This is a genomic window from Microbispora rosea (assembly GCF_900156315.1).
Lineage (GTDB): Bacteria > Actinomycetota > Actinomycetes > Streptosporangiales > Streptosporangiaceae > Microbispora > Microbispora rosea.
The window spans coordinates 40,516-57,505 of sequence record NZ_FTNI01000028.1 but is presented as its reverse complement, the minus strand read 5'-3'; the positions used below and the strand labels follow the sequence as shown (position 1 = coordinate 57,505).

The 16,990-nt window shown below is 68.4% G+C and carries 13 protein-coding genes; 3 read left to right on the top strand and 10 right to left on the bottom strand.

Annotated elements, in window-relative coordinates:
• Window positions 1-146: 146 nt before the first annotated feature.
• From BXA11_RS31520 to BXA11_RS31475, 10 genes are all read right to left on the bottom strand, one after another.
• Window positions 147-2,240 carry a DEAD/DEAH box helicase gene (locus tag BXA11_RS31520; protein WP_076440396.1) on the bottom strand — a complete coding sequence of 698 codons (2,094 nt, stop codon included), beginning with the start codon at window positions 2,238-2,240 and terminating at the stop codon, window positions 147-149.
• Window positions 2,237-3,562 carry a BREX system ATP-binding protein BrxD gene (gene brxD / locus BXA11_RS31515; RefSeq protein ID WP_076440394.1) on the bottom strand — a complete coding sequence of 442 codons (1,326 nt, stop codon included), beginning with the start codon at window positions 3,560-3,562 and terminating at the stop codon, window positions 2,237-2,239. Before brxD ends, BXA11_RS31520 begins: the two co-directional genes overlap by 4 nt.
• On the bottom strand, window positions 3,559-5,094 hold the full coding sequence (locus tag BXA11_RS31510; protein WP_076440392.1) for an NADPH-dependent FMN reductase family protein: 1,536 nt from the start codon (window positions 5,092-5,094) through the stop codon (window positions 3,559-3,561). Before BXA11_RS31510 ends, brxD begins: the two co-directional genes overlap by 4 nt.
• Before the next feature lies 1 nt (window position 5,095).
• Complete coding sequence (locus tag BXA11_RS31505) at window positions 5,096-5,971, bottom strand: PP2C family serine/threonine-protein phosphatase (RefSeq protein WP_076440390.1); 876 nt, start codon at window positions 5,969-5,971, stop codon at window positions 5,096-5,098.
• A gap of 31 nt (window positions 5,972-6,002) precedes the next feature.
• Window positions 6,003-6,674: a vWA domain-containing protein gene (locus BXA11_RS31500; RefSeq protein WP_076440388.1), complete on the bottom strand. Its 672-nt coding sequence runs from the start codon at window positions 6,672-6,674 to the stop codon at window positions 6,003-6,005.
• Window positions 6,675-6,684: 10 nt separating this feature from the next.
• Window positions 6,685-7,215: a hypothetical protein gene (locus BXA11_RS31495; RefSeq protein ID WP_204053901.1), complete on the bottom strand. Its 531-nt coding sequence runs from the start codon at window positions 7,213-7,215 to the stop codon at window positions 6,685-6,687.
• Window positions 7,212-8,891, bottom strand: coding sequence for a hypothetical protein (locus BXA11_RS31490; protein WP_076440384.1), 1,680 nt, complete (start codon window positions 8,889-8,891; stop codon window positions 7,212-7,214). The genes BXA11_RS31495 and BXA11_RS31490 overlap by 4 nt, the downstream gene beginning before the upstream one ends.
• A gap of 180 nt (window positions 8,892-9,071) precedes the next feature.
• Window positions 9,072-9,671 (bottom strand): hypothetical protein, encoded by a 600-nt coding sequence (locus tag BXA11_RS31485; RefSeq protein WP_076440382.1) that lies wholly within the window; start codon window positions 9,669-9,671, stop codon window positions 9,072-9,074.
• A gap of 11 nt (window positions 9,672-9,682) precedes the next feature.
• Window positions 9,683-10,708, bottom strand: coding sequence for an ADP-ribosylglycohydrolase family protein (locus tag BXA11_RS31480; protein WP_076440380.1), 1,026 nt, complete (start codon window positions 10,706-10,708; stop codon window positions 9,683-9,685).
• A 2-nt stretch (window positions 10,709-10,710) separates the two neighbouring features.
• Entirely contained in the window at window positions 10,711-11,346 is a 636-nt protein-coding gene (locus BXA11_RS31475; RefSeq protein ID WP_076440378.1) for a DUF4352 domain-containing protein, read from the bottom strand.
• Between the two features lie 206 nt (window positions 11,347-11,552).
• Between BXA11_RS31475 and BXA11_RS31470 the strand changes: the two genes are divergently transcribed.
• The 3 genes from BXA11_RS31470 to BXA11_RS31460 all read left to right on the top strand — a co-directional run bounded on the left by BXA11_RS31470 (window position 11,553) and on the right by BXA11_RS31460 (window position 16,979).
• Window positions 11,553-13,400: a serine/threonine protein kinase gene (locus tag BXA11_RS31470; protein ID WP_076440376.1), complete on the top strand. Its 1,848-nt coding sequence runs from the start codon at window positions 11,553-11,555 to the stop codon at window positions 13,398-13,400.
• Between the two features lie 59 nt (window positions 13,401-13,459).
• Complete coding sequence (locus BXA11_RS31465; RefSeq protein ID WP_143734619.1) at window positions 13,460-15,313, top strand: N-6 DNA methylase; 1,854 nt, start codon at window positions 13,460-13,462, stop codon at window positions 15,311-15,313.
• Window positions 15,314-15,407: 94 nt separating this feature from the next.
• Entirely contained in the window at window positions 15,408-16,979 is a 1,572-nt protein-coding gene (locus BXA11_RS31460) for a serine/threonine-protein kinase (protein WP_076440372.1), read from the top strand.
• Window positions 16,980-16,990 lie beyond the last annotated feature (11 nt).

Genomic DNA, 16,990 nt, shown 5'->3' with positions numbered 1-16,990 from the left:
AAGGCTAGCCGTGAATTGGCGTGTTGGTCAATAGTGTTGTGTTTTGAGTACACATGAGCGTGATCAGATGCTCGATGGTAGGGGAGACCGCGCCTGATCGACCGTGCCTGCGGATGAAGACCGCCACGCGCTGTTGGGCGATCGGTTCAGGTCATCGTGAGATGTGTCGACTCCGAAAGCACCGCGGCCGCTGCGGGGAGATCTGCCAGACGAGTCGCGAGTGTCTCGACGGCGAGTTCGCGGGGGAGCAATGCGCTGAACTTGAGGCCGTTCAGCGCCCTGTCGTCGATATCGGGGTGGCTGAGCTCACCGGCGAGGTCCTGCCGCCACCCGGTGCCGGCCAGGTCGTTCCTCAGCCGGACGTGCAGGTCGTCCACGCGCTGGGTCGGATCGGCGAGCGGGCCCAGCGTGGCTTTGATCGTGGCATTGGCACGGAATCCGGCCCAGGTCCACCACCGCACGTCGCCGTCGTCCCGCACGATCACTGTGCCGCCGGGATGGACGAGATCGCGGCTGTCTTCCCGTATCCGCGTGAGTCCGCTCACCGCCCGCCGGGTGAGCATCACCGGAGGGTCGGCGCCCAGGACGACGTCCCGCATGGCTCGCGACAGGGCGAAGGACGCGCCGCCGGACATCGAGGTCGCCCAGCGTGCCTTGCCGCCGCCGCCTTCGACGGGCTGGACGAAGCACCGCCGCCGTTTCCAGTCGATCCAGTCCACGACCCAGGTCCGGCCGGCCAGCAGCAGGAGGCGCGGCCCCGAGACGGCGGAGGTCAGGAGACCGGGATCCGTCCGGCCGATCTCGGCGTTGCCGCGCAGGACGGTGAACTCCGGCGGGGCCGTGAACACCGCGGTGAGATCCATGAAGTTCCGGCGGCCGAAGCGCTGCTCTGCCTGAGGGCCGACGAGCAGAGCGCCGCCGTCTCGCTCGAGAAAGCCCTGGGCGATGAGATGGTCGAGCACCGGGCGCGCGTGCTGTTCCTGGAAAGGGCCGAGGCCGTGCCACCAGTCCGGCCACAGGGCGTCGCCTAGCCGGCCCTCCTGCAGGGTGAGTGCGAGGAGTTGCTGCGCGACGATGTGCCGAGGCGCGGGCGGCGGCTGCAGGGGCTCGACGTAACCCGTGCTCCACAGCAGCAGGAGTCCCGCTGAGGCGAGGAGATCCTCCGGGGTCAGCGCCAGGACGAGGCAGTTGCGCCTGACTCCCGAGCGCCTGCCCGTGCGTCCCAGGCGCTGGAGGAACGACGCGACCGACCACGGAGCGTTGATCTGGATGACCCGATCCAGGTCTCCGACGTCGATGCCCAGCTCCAGGGTGGAGGTCGAGACGATGACGCAGTCACGAGACTGTGCGAAGGCCTCTTCCGCGCGCCGGCGCTCCTCTGCCGAGAGGGAGGAATGGGAGAGGAACGTCGTGACGCCGTGGTCCCGCAGCAACTGACCGAGCTCTTCCACCATCCTGCGGGAGTCGCAGAAGACGAGCCGCTTCTCGCCCCGATGCAGTGCCGCGATGACGCGCGCGGCGTTGGCGACGGACCCGACGTGGTCGAGCTCCACATCGGCGGCTCCGGAATCCGCTCCGATCTCCGGGGCGATCACTCCCGCAGGTCGGCTCCCCGCGCCCGAGCCCTGGAGCCAGGAAAGCAGCTCGTCAGGATTGCCCACCGTCGCCGACAGGCCGATGCGCTGGAGTGGCCGTCCGGCCAGCCGGGTGAGGCGCTCCAGGACGGCGAGCAGGTGCCAGCCCCGATCGTCGCGGGCGAAGGCATGCACCTCGTCGACCACGATCGCCCGCAGATCCGCCAGCAGTCGGCGGTGGTCCACCCCGGTGCTGATGAGCATGGCCTCCAGGGATTCCGGGGTGGTCAGCAGGATGTCAGGCGGATCGCGCAGGATCGCCTGGCGGCGCGAGCCGGACACGTCCCCGTGCCAGAGCTCGACCCGCCTGCCGAGCCAGCCCGCGTACGCCTGCAGGCGCGGCGCCAGGTTGTTGAGCAGGGCCTTCATCGGGCAGACGTACAGCACCGACAGGCCGGTCCAGGTCTGTTCCTCCATCATGGACAGCAACGGGAACGTCGCCGCCTCGGTCTTGCCTCCGGCCGTCGGCGCGATCAACAGCGCGTCCTGCCCCTCGCCGATGGGGCCCAGCGCCTCCTGCTGCAGCGGCCGCAGCCGGGCCCAGCCGAGCGTGTTGGTGAGGTGGTACGCGATCGTCGGGTGCAGTGCGAGGGTCGGGGAGGTCACGGCAGGTCGAGCTCCACATCGTCCGCGGAGACCGCCGGGCGGCCGCGGCGGAACGCGTTCAGCTCGTCGTCGTTCAGCTCTCCCTCCGTGACCGTGACCTGCCGGTAGTCCCGCCGAGGGTCGAAATCCTCGTGGTCCGAGACCCGGTACAGCACGTCGGCGACGAGTTTGCGGAGGAAGATCCGGGGCGCCACGCCGGCTCCCAGGTGTCCGGCGACCGCGGTGGCCAGGTCCTTGACGTACGCGTCGTCGATAAGGTCTCTGATCCGCCGCTCGGCGGGATCTCCCTGGGCGTACAGGTCGCGTACGGCGCAGCCCAGCTCGACCAGCTTGTCCCGGTCGAAACCGGTGAGCCTGATCTGCACCGCGCGGGCGGTGTCGAAACGCGCGTCGGTTTTGAAGTCGGAGTGCAGCCGCTGGGCCAGGGCCGGGGACCGTTGCACTCCCTGCTGACCGTCGTAGAAGGCGGGAGTGCCGGTGATGACGAGATAGAGGCCGGGGAAGCGGCCCTTGTCGATCTCGTCGATCAGCTGCCGAAGCGTGTTGAGGCTCCGTTCGCGGTTGTCGCTGCGCATCCGCTGCAGGGTCTCGACCTCGTCGAGCACGACCAGCAGCCCCGGATAACCGCAGTCGCGCAGCACCACGAGCAGGCCCTGCAGGAAATGCAGGGCGGCGGTCGAGTCGACGTCCCCCTTGAGCCCGGCATAGCGGCGGATGCTCGACGCGACGTTCGGCTCACCGCCTACCCAGGCGAGCAGGCCGTCGGCAGTCGCGTGGTCACCCGACAGCCGGGCGCGGCGGTAGAAGCGGAGGGCGGTCGCGAACGCCGGTGCGTTCTTGGCGGTCTCGGCCAGCCGCGACTCGATGAGGTCCTCGACCGCCGTGCTCATCGCCCTGCGGTCGTCCTTCGCGACCCCGGCGTCGTCCTCCAGAGCGAGAAGCCACGTGTCGACGATGTCCCGCAACGCGCTCGGCGGCGAACTCGCGGTGCTCAACCCACCGATCAACGACCGGTAGACGGTCTCCAGCCGGTGCAGGGGCGTGGTGCGGTCCGAGATCTGGATCTCGCTGGTCGCCATCTTCTTCCGCTTGGCCCGTTCGGCCAGCCAGCGGGCGAAGAACGTCTTGCCCGAGCCGTACTCGCCGCGTACCGCTTTGAATCCCGCGCTTCCGGCAGTGACCGCCGTCAGATCGTCGTCGAGCGTCTTCTCGAACCGCTCCATGCCGACCGCGAACAGGTCCAGGCCGTTGCGCGGCACCGTCCCGCGGCCCAGGGCGTCGATGATCTGCCGCCGCCTTGCCCGGCTGACCTTCGCCGTCACGGCTCATCCTCCTCGAGGAACTGCTCTTCCAGTAGTCGCACGTTCAGCTCGACCGTACGGTCGCCGTCCTTGAGCGTGATCACATCGGTCTGTTCCACGTTGAGCAGGTTCTTCAGCGCCTGCATCAGCAAGACCGTCCTGTCCGCGGTGTCTTCGAGCAGCACCGCGATGTTCGCCACCGAGTCGCGTCCGGTGCCCGCGACGAGGTGGTCGATGAGACGGGCCACCTCGTCGTCATCGACGACGCCGCCCCGGGGAGCCAGCCTCCGCTGCTCGGCATACGTATCCGAGGCGACCACCCGCTGCCCCAGAGTCGGTACGGCCGGCGGTGCCGAAGGCCGGGACACTGGAGGCTGTGGCTTCGGCGGCTGTGGCTTCGGCGGCTGTGGCTTCGGCCGCGGTGCGAAGATGACGGGTTCCCGGCGAGCGGGCGGAGGCGGGGGCGGGGGGGACGGTGGCGCCGGGCGTGGCGCGAAGACGACGGGAGGCTTGGGAACGGAGACAGGAATCCGCGGCCGCTCGGGAGACGTTGAAGCCGGCGTCTGCGACAGGGACGGCCGCCTACCCGGCTCTGGTCTGCTGACAGGCACACCGACACGGCCCGAGCCCGGCACGTGCATCGGGGCGGCAGGCCCGGTGTGCACGGACCTCTGTGGCCGAGGAGGGCGGGTCACCGCGATGCGCTTGCGGCCGACGAGAGCCTGGACCCACTCGGCCGCGATCGGACGGGTGCCGCGCGGGCCCTGCGCGCGGGTGAAGAGCTCTCTGACCGCGGTCACGACATGGTCCGGCAGGCCGGGAAGCAGAGCCGGCTCGTCACCGGGCCGCACGGAGGCGGTCCGCGAGAGCACCCGCCCGATCAGCAGCGCGAGCTTGTACCGGTCGGTGTCCAGCTCCGGCCCGCTGGAGGGCTGGTGGGGATCATTCCAGTCCGGCGTGTGCGCCTGCCGTAGCACCGGTTCCGCTCCGTGCCGGCGCAGGCCGTCGCAGTCGAGCATGAAGACCTTGTACGGTCGGCCCGGGCGCCACAGGAGATTCCGGAAGGAAAGGTCCCCGACGATCCATCCATGAGTGTGCAGCAGGTCGATCAGCTTGGCGGCCAGCGTCGCGATCTCGAGGCGGCCGTCGATGTCGGGCTGGTGCAGGTCCTGCCACGCCCAGTTCGGTTCGTACAGCAGATACTGCAGCTCGACCAGCTTGGGCTTGCCGCCGATCGTGCCGTAGAAGTCCATGGGCACGTGCGGCATGAGGAAGCCGTTCACCTGGCCTCCGTGCACGACCCGCGCGACGGGCCAGGCGCAGTGGCCCAGCAGGGCGCGCACTTCCGCGTCGGTCTGGCGATGACCGAACTCGACGAGTTCCGCGAGAGCCGCGCCGTTCACCTGGCCGGCCTGCGGCATGTACTCCTTGTAGACGAGGTTCTCCGGTCCGAGCACACGGGTGACCACCCCTTGGCCGCCCTTGTCGAGGGGAGCGGACTCAAGGGGCAGCGTGGCACGGTGCCGGTCGAGCGGATGAGGCGTGAAGGCCATTTCAGACCCTCCAGATGCAAACGGCGGTCCGGTCGTCGTCGTGCGTCTTCGCCCGGAAGCTCATCTGCCAGAAGAACTCGGGCAGGGACGGCGGCCGGCTCCACCAGCTCGCCAACTGGGAGCTCACCTGCGGCCCCCGCATCGGCTTGGCCAGGCCGTCGGTGCACAGCAGCAGCATGTCGCCCGGATACAAGTCGGCATAGCCGACTTCTGCATGCTCGATGTCCTGAGGCAGCGCGTGGGTCGCCGAGGTCGAGACCCCCGTGTCGGCATCGTCCTCGCCGAAGCACGGTGTCCAGACGCCCCTGTGCAGGTGCCACGCCATGCAGTCGCCGACCCGGACCAGCACGGCGCGGTGCACGGACGCCTCGGGCATTTCCTGGACCCTGGCGGCGAGGAACGTCGTGGACAACTCTTCCGGCGGCATTCCGCGCTCGTCCGCCCGGTTGCGGATCTCGCCGGCGATGCCGTCGACGAAGTCCCGGGCATCCGTCACGTGGTCAGGGGCGATCGGCAGCGTGGAGAGATACGCCTGCGCGACCTCGCAGGCCGTGGCCGCTCCGACATGTGAGCCCTCCTTGCTGCCCAGGCCATCCGCCACGCAGGCCAGCAGCGTGCGGTCGCCGTCGTGCCAGAGCCCCATCGCGTCCTGACGTACGGTGCCGTAGTAGCGGTGCGCGTCCCCTCGAATCGATGCGGCACGCACCTCCAGCCCGGGCAGCGCTGCGCCGTCGATTTCGGTGTCCGGCCGTCGCACGGCCGGCAGCGGACCCGGCTGTGAGATCACCCGCGGCTCACGGCCGATGACGAGCGGCTGGGGAAACCCGTGCGCCGTCTCCGTCATCGAGGGCGCCTCGTGCTCCTGGACCTGTTCCATGTGGGGTTCCTCTTCCGGCTGCGGGTCGCGATCAGAGCGGGTCCGGGGCGAGGACCGTATAGCCCGGCACCTGGTCGGGGATGATGAGCTGGGCCGTGCCCGAGGGGTTGGAGGACGACGCGACGGCCGACTGGACGACGGAGTTGAGCAACTGCCGCGCGAACTCGCGAAGAGCCTGTGTCGGCGACATGTCGCCGTTGGCGATGAACGCCCGGAACGTGGCCACCTGCTGCAAAGTCGTCGGATCCACGTCGCCAAAGCCGAACGCCAGGATGGTCGGGTGAGCCCGGAAGTCGCGGCTGACCAGGTCCTTGTGCTCCCCGTGCCAGTCGTCCGTCGGGAGCCCGTCAGTAAGGAAGAACACCGTGGGCCGGTACGGCGCGTGCCCGGCCTGCTTCAGTCCCGCGATGTCCTGCTCGATCGTGCGCTTGAGCAGGGAGAACGCGGCGCCATAACTCGTCGTGCCGCGCGGGGACAGCTGCGGAATGGAGTGCACGTCGTTGAGGTCGGCCAGCGGGAGCAGCACCTCGGCGGTGCTGCTGAACCCGATGATGCCGAGCCTGGCCCGGTCCGCCACGACCGGGTTGCTGGCGATCTCCTGGTAGATCAGGGGAAGCTCCTGGTTGATGGCATCGAGGGGCGGTCCCTGCATGGAGTACGACTCGTCGCAGACCAGGTAGAAGGGGAGTACCTGTTCGCTCATCAGGTGGTCCTCAGCTCTCAGTGGTGGGGGAGCAGCCGCCGGAGACGAAGTAGATCTCCATGGAGATCGACCCGCTCGGGGCGGCGAGGTCATGGAAGTTGCGGGTGGCCGCGGTCTGGAAGATGTTGGGGAACGCCTTGCTCGCGGCCGCGTTGACTCGCGTAGCCAGATGGACGCCTTCCCCCGCGCCTCCGCTGGCGCCGAAGGTCAGCACCATGCCGGCGTGCCGTCCGGCCAGGCGTTTCCTGTGCTTGAGCAGCTCTCGCCTCACCGTGCCGAGCAGCTCGGTGTCCGAGGCGCCGGAATTCACCCGGAAGGAGATCTTGGTGGGCTTGGCGGCCACCCCGGCTGCGCGGGTGGCGCAGGGCGATGGGGACGGGCTCGGCGAGGGCGACGCGGTTCCCTTACCCGCGAGGGGCTTTGCCGGAATGGGTGGTGGCGCCTGCGCGCCCAGCATGATGATCGTGAGCCCCAGCAGGAGGTCGGCGAACAGCCAGCCTGCGAGGAGCAGCGACGGGGCCGAACTGCGACGACTGATCACGGGTGCCATCCCTCGGCCCGCTCGCCGCTGTTCTCTGCGATGCCCGGGGTGTCGCCCACGTCGAGGGGGGCCGGGTTATGTGGTTCATTCGTGGCTCGGGCCGGGACGGCTGCGGCGTCGGTGCTGGAGCGTTCCCCGGCACCGGCGGCAAGGCCCGAGGTGACGGCCGCGGCGGCCTGCCGTACTGCCTCGTCCAGCCGGGCGATGGCGGCCTGCAGCGCGGAGATCTCGGGGCCGGTGACCTCACGGACGGCGGCCGGAACCTCCTGGAGAGACCGAGCCAGGTCAGCGGGCAGCCGGTCCAGGGAGTCCCGCGTCTCCTCGAGCAGCCGTACGGTGCGACCGGCGGTGTCCGAGACCATCTCGATCCTCGCGGCATGCGCGCTCGCGGTCCCGGCCCAGTCGTCGAGCGCCTCCCTGATGTCGGCTCCAGCGCCGCCGAGCACGGCGGAGAGCGTGCCGCTGCCGCTGGTGAGGGCATGACTGATCCGGTCACCGCTCTCGGTGGCGGCGGTCTCCACCCGGCCCACGGCGGAACCGATACCGGCAGTCGCACTCACCAGCTCGCCGACCCGCGCGTCCAGGCTCGCCGCCGTGTCGCGCACGGCCTGTCCAGTCGAATCCGCCAGATCCCGCACCGCCAGCCCGGTCGAGCTCGCGAGGTTGCGGACGACTTCCCCCGTGGATGCAGTCATGTCGCGTACGGCCTGTCCGGTCAGGGTCGCCAGTTCGTCGAGCGACTTCCGCACTCCGGTCGTGGAGTCGAGAATCACCGTGCCGAGCCGGTCGCCGACGCGGTCCACCGCCACGTCCGTCTTCTCGCCGACGGAGTCGATGGCGTAGGCGGTGCGCTCGACCGACCGCAGCAGGGTCTCCGCGGCGGAGGAGACGGCGGCCATGTGCTTGTCGAGGCTCGCGATCGAGTCCCGCACCTCGGCGACGCCCGCCGTCAGCGCGTCCGTGGCCTGGCCGGTGGCCTCCAGCGCCTTCTCGAGTTCCTCCACGACCTGCGTGTGGACCTTGCTCACGGTCCTGCCGACCTTGTTCAACTCGCTCGCGCTCTTGGTCAGCTCGGCCTGGAACCGGGCCGGCGATGCCAGCTTCACCTGATTGAGGAGCAAGGTCGCTCTGGTGAGTGCGGACAGAAGGCGCGGTCGCAGCTCTTCTTCCTGCTCGCTCGCCCGCTCGTCTTCCCACCGGTGCATGTAGCGCTCGGCCAGAGTGACGACGATGAGGAAACCGATCGCGCTGAGGGTCATCACGGCTACGTTGTCGAACTTCCACAGGCCGGCCAGCTTGCCGTCGAAGCCCCGCTGCCACATCTCAAGAAAGGGACGGCGTGCGGCCTCGACCCCTCCGGACGCGAGAGCCTCACCGTAGGCCGTGGTCGCCTTCTTGAGGCCCACCCACGTGATCGTGATCGGGAGGAAGATCAGTACGGCCTGCATGTAGTAGATGAACTTGACGATCTTCTGCCAGGCCGGGGTGGACTGCACGATCACCTGGACGGTGTCCTCTGGTGGGAACGCGGCGAACAGGTCCACCTCGCACCACAGGTCGGCCTTACCGGGGTCGTCCAACGCGTCTGCCAGCTCTGTCAGCTGGTCCGCGCGGGAGGACAACGCGGGATGTCCCGCGAGCTCACGGAGTTCGGCGGCAAGCTCCTGGTCCGTCACGGAAGACCGACGTCCTCTCGTCAGATTTGGTTGAGCGTCAAAGGGGATTCCGGGTGGACCGGTCCAGACGCGAGAAATCGGCGTGATCTTCCCGATTCCGTGGTGCAAGTGTCAACTATTGGACGTGCAAATGGTTAGAAATGCCTACGTGATCAGTGAGGCGAGGGTGGATCCCGGCCCTCAGTTCCGGGTGAGCGTCCAGGCGCCGTCGGCGTGGACGGTGACGAGACGGGTGCCGACGGGCAGGAGGGCCTTGCCCCTGTACCTGCCGATCTCGTTGAAGAGCAGGTCGCTGTAGGAGCCGATGCGGGTGTGGGCGTGCACGATGAAGTTGGACTCGCCGTTGTACGCGCCACGGACGGTGTGCAGACCGCGGGTGGGGGAGAGCTTGAGGACTTGGTCGCCCGTGCCGCGGATCGTCGCCGAGCACCAGCAGCGTGCCTTGGACAGGGGCAGGAACGTCGCCGTCCAGAATCCGTCGGCCTTGATCTCCAGCCCGCTCGTGCCCCTGGTGCCGTAGTCGTTGTAGAGCACTGTCCCCGTGTAGGGCCCGATCTCGTTGACCAGGTACTCCCCGGCCCTTCCGCGCGGGTCGACCGTGTGGACGATGAAGTTGGACTCTCCGTCGTGGGTGAAGCGGATCAGGCCTGGCTTCTTCGTGGCGTGGATGCGGACGACGTCGTCACCCTCGCCCCGATAGGTCGTGTCGGCGTGGGCGGCGGCAGTCGTGGTGAGGGCGGCGGCGGTCAACGCCAGTACGGCGAGCATGCGGCGGAACACGGACGTTCTCCTCAGAGGGGGTAGCGGTCGGTCCAGTAACTGTGTGAGGTCGGTTCTGTCAGGAGGTCGTAGGTGATCTTCACGAGGGTCCGGCGGCCTTCCACCGTGTCGAGCCACTCGGGAGGCAGGAATCTGAATCCGTGCTGGGCGCCGAGGATGCTGCCGCAGATGGCGCCGGTGGAGTCGGAGTCGCCGGAGTGGTTGACCGCCAGGAGGAGGGCCGTTCTCGGGTCGGATTCGACCAGCGCGCAATAGACGGCGATCGCGAGAGCCTCCTCCGCGACCCATCCCGCCCCGAGCGATTCGACCGCTTCAGCCGTTGGTTCGGGCCCCGCGGCCAGGTGGACGGCGGCGCGCAGAGCGCTGACGGTCTCCTCGTGCGCGGGATAGCCGGTGAGGCGGTCGAGTGCCTGCCGTACGGCCTGCTCCAGGGACTCGCCGCGAACCAGGTCGTGGATGATCGCGGCGAAAGCGCCGGCGGACAGCGAGGCCGTGGGATGCCCGTGCGTGAGGTAGGAGCAGCGGGCCGCCGTCTCGAACGCGTCGAACACCGACAGTCCGAAAGGCGCGGAACGCATCACGGACCCGCAGTCTTTGGAGAGGGGGTTGATCTCACCGACGGCGCCGGGGGCGGGGACGTCCACGTGCCGCCCGCCGGCGTACAGCCCTGAACGGCAGGCCGTGCCCGGCGCCCGTTTCGCGTACAGCCAGCCCTCTTGTCTGAGCCACCCGTTGCGGATGCCGTCGTCCGCCGGCGGCGGCTCCGGGAACTGCTGGGTGTCGAGCCAGCGGAGATAGGCGTTCCGGACGGCTCCGACGGGGTCGATGTGATGAAGGCGTGCGCGGATCAGCCCTTCTGCCGTGAACAGGGTCATCTGCGTGTCGTCGGTGACCTCGGTCGAGACCATGTCGCGTAGTCCGTCCGGTCCGTGAGCGGCGCGGATCTGCGCCAGGGACATGAACTCAATGGGGTTGCCCAGCGCATCTCCGATGGCGCCGCCGAGCATGGAGCCCATGACGCTGGAGTAGTAGCCCATGCTCACCGGGCCAGGGAGACGGTCACACCATCGGAGAAGACCGAGTCGTGCAGCTCGACCGCCTTGAGCTTGATGTCTTTGGGCACGTCGAACAGCAGGATGCCGTTCACCGCGTTCCCGGGGTTGATGTTGTTGAGGAACGCGTTGGAGTCCTTGAGCCCGAGCACGGCGGCTCCGGAGTCGGCGTCGAACGTGCGGCCCTTGGCGTCGATGAGCTTCTGCGCCGAGTCGCTGAACATCTGCGCCTTGTCGCCGATGTTCTTCACGGTCAGGTGGATCAGGACGTACTGCCCCTGGGCCTTGGAGACGGTGAAGCTCTCACCGACCTGGGACAGTCCCTTCTCGACCTTGCTGACCTTGAACGCGAACTTGCCGTCCTTGACCACGTCTCCCAGAGCGGGGGCCTGAGGCTTCCTCGGCTTGCCGGTCTGGGTGGTGTGCTCGGGTGTCTCGGCCCGGCTCACCTGGGTGTCGTTCTGTCCGCCGCTCTTGAGGGCCGTTCCAAGGACGATCAGGCCCATGAGCACGGCGCCGCCGATCAGGAGCGCTTTCAGGCAGCCGCCACCCTTCTTCTGCACGACGACGGTCTGGGGGTAGGGCGGGTAGCCGTGCGGCGGCTGCTGGGGGTTTGAGTGCATGGAGAGGCCTTCTTCGTCGTTGCCGGCCGGGAGTCCGCGGCGGGGGTGTGAACGAGGACTGCCGCAAGTAAAGCATGTTGTGAACTAGGCACACAAGTTGATTCAACGTTGCGCGCGGAATGCTCCTGTGGCATGTTTCTTGCGGCGCATGAAGCGGTGAATCCGCTCGAACTGGTCGCGCCTTCTGACATCAGCACGGAGGGTGCGTGCAGCCGTTGTTGACGGGCGATCCCCACCGGATCGGCCCATACCTGGTGGTCGGCCGTCTCGGTGCGGGCGGCATGGGGGTTGTCTACGCGGCCGTGGACGGCTCCGGTCGGCGTGTCGCGGTCAAGCTCGTCCATGAGGCCCTGTCGGTCGACCTCGAGTTCCGGCGCCGCTTCAGCAGGGAGACCTCCGTACTCGCCGGAGTCGAGGGAGCCTGTCTCGCCCGTGTGCTCGACTCCGACCCCGGCACTGAGCGCCCGTGGCTGGCCACGGAGTTCATCCCCGGGCCCACGTTGGAACAGCACGTGCAGGCCGAGGGGCCGCTGACCGGCGACGCGCTGTACGGCCTTGCCGCCGGGGTGGCGGAGGCGCTCGTGGCCATGCACGCCGCCGGGGTCGTGCACCGCGATCTCAAGCCGCCGAATGTGATCCTCTCGCCGCGGGGTCCCCGGCTCATCGACTTCGGCATCGCCAAGGTCCTCGACTCCACCTCGATGACGCACACCGGCACGCTGATCGGCTCGCCCGGGTGGATCAGCCCCGAGGAGTACGGCGACGGGCATGCCGGCACGCCGGCCGACATCTACGGCTGGGGGCTGCTGGTGCTGTACGCGACCACGGGCGAGCCGCCGTACGGCACCGGCCGTCCCGAGGTGCTGGCCTACCGGGTGCGCGAGGAGACCCCCGACCTCCAGGTCGTGCCGGAGGACCTGCGTGACCTCGTGGGCCGGGCACTGGCCAAGGATCCCGCAGAGCGGCCCGCCGCGGCCGACGTCCTCGCGGCGGTGACGGAGATCTGGCAGGGCGAGGAGCCCGAGACGGGGCCGGGCGACGTCACCTCGTTCATCCAGCGGACCTGGGTGCTGCCGCCGCACGAGACGCCCGACTGGCCCGAGGTACGCGTCGCTCCCGCTTCGCCGACCAGGCTCCTGCAGTCGGATGAGTCGGTGACCGCTCCGGCGACGGTCGAGTCCGCTGCCGCGCCGGCCGGTCCTGCGCCTGTTTCCGGAGCCGACTCCGCACCGGTGACGGTCGCCGCCCGGCGATCCGGAGCGTCCTGGATCCACGCCTACGTGGCGACCGCGGCCGCGGTCACCCTGATCACTGTGACCGCCATCATCGCCACGTCCGCCTCGGAGCGCTCCATCCCCGTCGTCCCGCAGTCAGCGCCTGCTTCCCAGGTGCGGGTCCCCGCCACGCCGGTCCCCGTCACGTCGGCCACGGTCACCGCGACACTGACGGAGAGCCCGAAGAAGAGTAAGAAGCCGGAAGCGACGGGCAGGAGGGTGTCCTTCAAGGGCGTCTCGCTGACGCTCCCCGAGGGCTGGCGGATGACGACCGACGGCGACGATCGGGCCTGCGTGGAGTCTCCCCGGTCAGGGGGAGTGGACGGTCCCTGGGACTTCTTCTGCCGTCCCGATTCCATGGCCATCGCTCTCACGTCGACGAAGGACGGCTGGCCGGGCTTCGGCATCGAGGACTCCGAATTCGGCTTCATGTGGGGGGAGCACGTGCCCTGCCTGACGGGAGGGGGCGTGCTCCGCGATCCCTACGGATCGAACTCGGAGGACGAGGGAGAGGCGGGGCTGTACTACGGCATCGATCCCTATGCCTCACGGCTCGTCCACTCCGGGCTGGCGAAGATGCGTGACGGCAGGAAGGCGTACTACCGGGAGTGGCAGGTCGCCTGCGAGGTCAACCTCGTGTACACGATGATGATCTGGTATCTGCCGCAGTCGAAGGTGGCCTTCTACGTGCTGAGCGCCCATCCGGAGGACGAGAAGGGCTACCAGAAGATCATCGCTTCGGCGGACCTCAGGGGCTACAAGCATGCCGCTAAACTGTGAACGCCATACACGTAACTCTCGGCGAGGCTCGCGAGCCGGGAACGATGAGGAGGCCGATGATGGCGGGGGACGAGGCGACCGTCACCGCGGCCGATATCGCCAGAATGGTCGGCGTCGGCCGCGCGGCCGTGAGTAATTGGCGTAAGCGGTACGAGGACTTCCCGGCACCAGTCGGCGGCACTGCGACCAGCCCCACGTTCTCGCTCAAGGCCGTGGAGGAGTGGCTTCTCCACCAGGGCAAGGTCGAGGAGGTGCCGCTCAGGGAACGCGCCTGGCAGCAGATCAGGAACGCCGCCGACGACCTGCACCTGGGAGCGGTGGTCGCCGAGGCCACCGAGCTCCTGCTGGGCCAGGGGAAACGCCGTCTCGTCGCCGCTCCCGCCTGGCGGCTGCTGCAGGAGCTCGCCGAGGAGCAGGGAAGTGCCGAGGTGGCCCGGTTCCTTCTCGATCGCTACGCCGACGTCCACTCCCGCCGCCTGTTCGAGACGCCGCCGGAGATCGCGGAGTTCATGGCGAGGCTGGCCGGCCCGGACGTCCGATCCGTCCTCGACCCCGCATGCGGTCTCGGGACACTCCTCACCACGATCCGCCACCTGGACCACGCATACGGTCAGGAGGCGGACGACACCGTCGCACGTCTCGCCCGGACACGTCTGGCTCTGGCGCAGATCGAGGGATCGGTGGGGACCGGTGACTCCCTGCGCTGCGACTCCTGGCCCGATCTCACCGTCGATGCCGTGCTGTGCCACCCGCCGTTCAACGAGCGCAACTGGGGATACGACGACCTGGCCAGTGACCCCCGCTGGGCGTACGGGCTGCCGCCCAAGGCCGAATCAGAGCTCGCGTGGGTGCAACACGCCCTGGCACACCTGAAACCTGGCGGCATCGCCGTCTTGCTGATGCCCGCCGTGGCCGCCAACCGCCGGTCCGGCCGGCGGATCAGGAGCAATCTCCTCCGGCAGGGGACAGTGCAGGCGGTCATCGGCCTGCCGTCGAGGATGGGTGTGGGCACGGGCCTTCCCCTGCACCTGTGGGTCCTCCGCAGGCCGGCCGACGGCGACCCGGTGCCATCCCACGTTCTCATGGCCGAGGCCGAGCCGGAGACCTTCGACGAGATCGCAGACCGCTGGCAGGAGTTCCGTTCCGCCCCCGGGCAACGGACGGACCAAGCAGGGCCGGCGTGTGCCGTCCCCATCATCGAGTTGATGGACGAGAACGTCGACCTCACCCCCGGCCGGCACGTGAGTGTGGAAGACCAGGCGTCGGCACAGCAGTTCCCGGCGGTCCGCGAACAGCTGCTCCAACGCCTGGAGCGGTTGACCACGATGGTCCCCGAAGCCGTTCCCGCTCCGGCCAAGACGATGCCCTCGGTCGATCTCGCCGAGGTGGAGCGGGCCGGGGCGATCAAGGTGTTCAGCTCTGGACGTTTCGACATATCCGGATCGGGCGACCTCGTCATCACCGACCAGGACCTGTTCTCCGGAAGCACACCGCAGTCTCGCACCCAGCCGGACGACCGCGTCATCACAGAACCGGGTGATGTCGTCGTAGCCGCCAGAGCAGGCGAGTTCGCGGTGAGAGTCGTCACGGAGAAGGGGATCGTGCTCGGCCCGCGGCTGACCCTCCTACGGCCCGACCTACAACGGATCGACGCGTACTTCCTCGCGGGCTTCCTGAGGACGACCTCCACCGGGCCAGGCAGCGGCTCCCAATCGAGCATCAGCCGATTCGACCCGCGTCGGGTGCTGGTCCCGCGTATGCCCATCGAGGAGCAGCGGCGCTACGGCGAGGCCTTCCGGAAAGTCTTCGAGTTCGAAGACGAGCTCCGAAATCTCGACATCGCCGGCCGCGTCACCGCCGCCGCCATCGTCAAAGGTTTCGGCACAGGCGAGCTCAGCCCGCCGCCGGGATAGACCGAACTTCAGCTCTGACAGCGGTCATTCTCCGCTGCCCGAAGAACGGTAGCCGGTGTAGCTTTGCCCCCGAAGACGATCTCCGGGAGGGCGAGTGGCGGCGGGACGAAGGGTCATCGGCAACCGCTACGAGCTTGACGACCTACCTTTGGGCCCAGGCGGGATGGGTGAGGTCTACGCGGGATACGACCAGAAGCTGGACCGTAGAGTCGCTGTCAAACTCATCCGCTTCCCTCACAGCCGTCCGGACGAGAGTCTCGTGAAACGCTTCCTGCACGAGGCCCGAGTCATGGCCAGGCTCGAGCATCCCGGCACTCCGACCATCTACGATGTCGATGTCCTCGACGAATCGCAGGCGGAGCCCCGCCCTTTCATCGTGATGCAGTTCGTGGACGGGGTCACGATGGATGACGTCTTGAGCGAGCACCATCCTCTGCCCGTCAACTGGGTCGCGGCGATGGGCGCCCAGATCACCGCGGTGCTCTGCGCGGCCCACGAGCGAGGCATCCTCCACCGGGACCTCAAGCCGTCGAACCTCATGCTTACCCGCGAGAGCAGCGTGAAGGTGCTCGACTTCGGTCTCGCTATGTTCCACGATCCCGAAATGTCCAGGCTCACCCGGACCGGGACGATCCTCGGCACACCCGCCTACATGAGCCCTGAACAGGTCCGCGGCGCAACCGTCGGTCCGCAAAGCGATCTCTATGCGCTCGGCCTCGTCCTTCACGAGATGCTCACCGGACGGCGGCTCTATGACGGTCCCAGTGAATATCGGATCTTCGAGAGACAGGTGAACGAAACCGCTCCACCTGTCCGGGAACGTCGGTCCGACGTTCCTCCTGAACTGGACCGGCTGGTGCTGCAACTGCTGGAGAAGCGAGCGGAAGATCGGCCGGCGCAGGCCCTCACCGTCTACAGTCGGCTGCTCCCCTTCATGTCCGGCGTCAGATCGCTTCCCGGCACCGTAGATCGGGCATACGAGCCGGCTCGTATCTACACCCAGGTCGCGGCAAGCATCGACGGCCACGCCGGTGCTGCCCCCCATCAGGCGCCGCCGACAGCCGAACCTGCGGTACCAGAGACATCGCAGGCCCAGGGGATGGAAAACTTCAGCCGGTCAGACATCCAAGAAGCCCGTAGGGAAGCCGACTCCCTGGTACGAGAAGCACGGTACGGCCAAGCCTTCGAGGTGCTCGATGCCGTCGCGGCACCGGCGACGCAGGTGCTCGGCGTCGAGGATCCGGATGTGCTCAGTCTTCGCTTCGAGATGGCGAGGCTCCTCTTCGAGGGCGGGGACTATCGCCGAGCCGCTCCCGCCTTCGCCGAACTCCATGTCGACCTGACCCAGGTCTACGGTCCGGACGATGACCGCGTCTTCCACTGCCGGCAGCGAGAGGCGACGTGCCGTGCGCTGATGGGACAGACAGGCGAGGCACTGCGCCTGCTCCAGGCCCTGCTCACCGACGAACAGACGGCCTATGGTGCGGACGACTCGCGCCCGTTGGAACTGAGGCAGCAGATCGGGCTCATGCAACTCGGCGCGGGTGACACGGAGCGAGCACGAACGACGCTGGCTGGGCTGCTCGACGACCTAACTCGGCTCTACGGCCCGAACCATCCGATAGCCATAAAGGTGCGGGAAAGCCTGAGTCGCCTGGCGATATGAGGGCCAGTTGC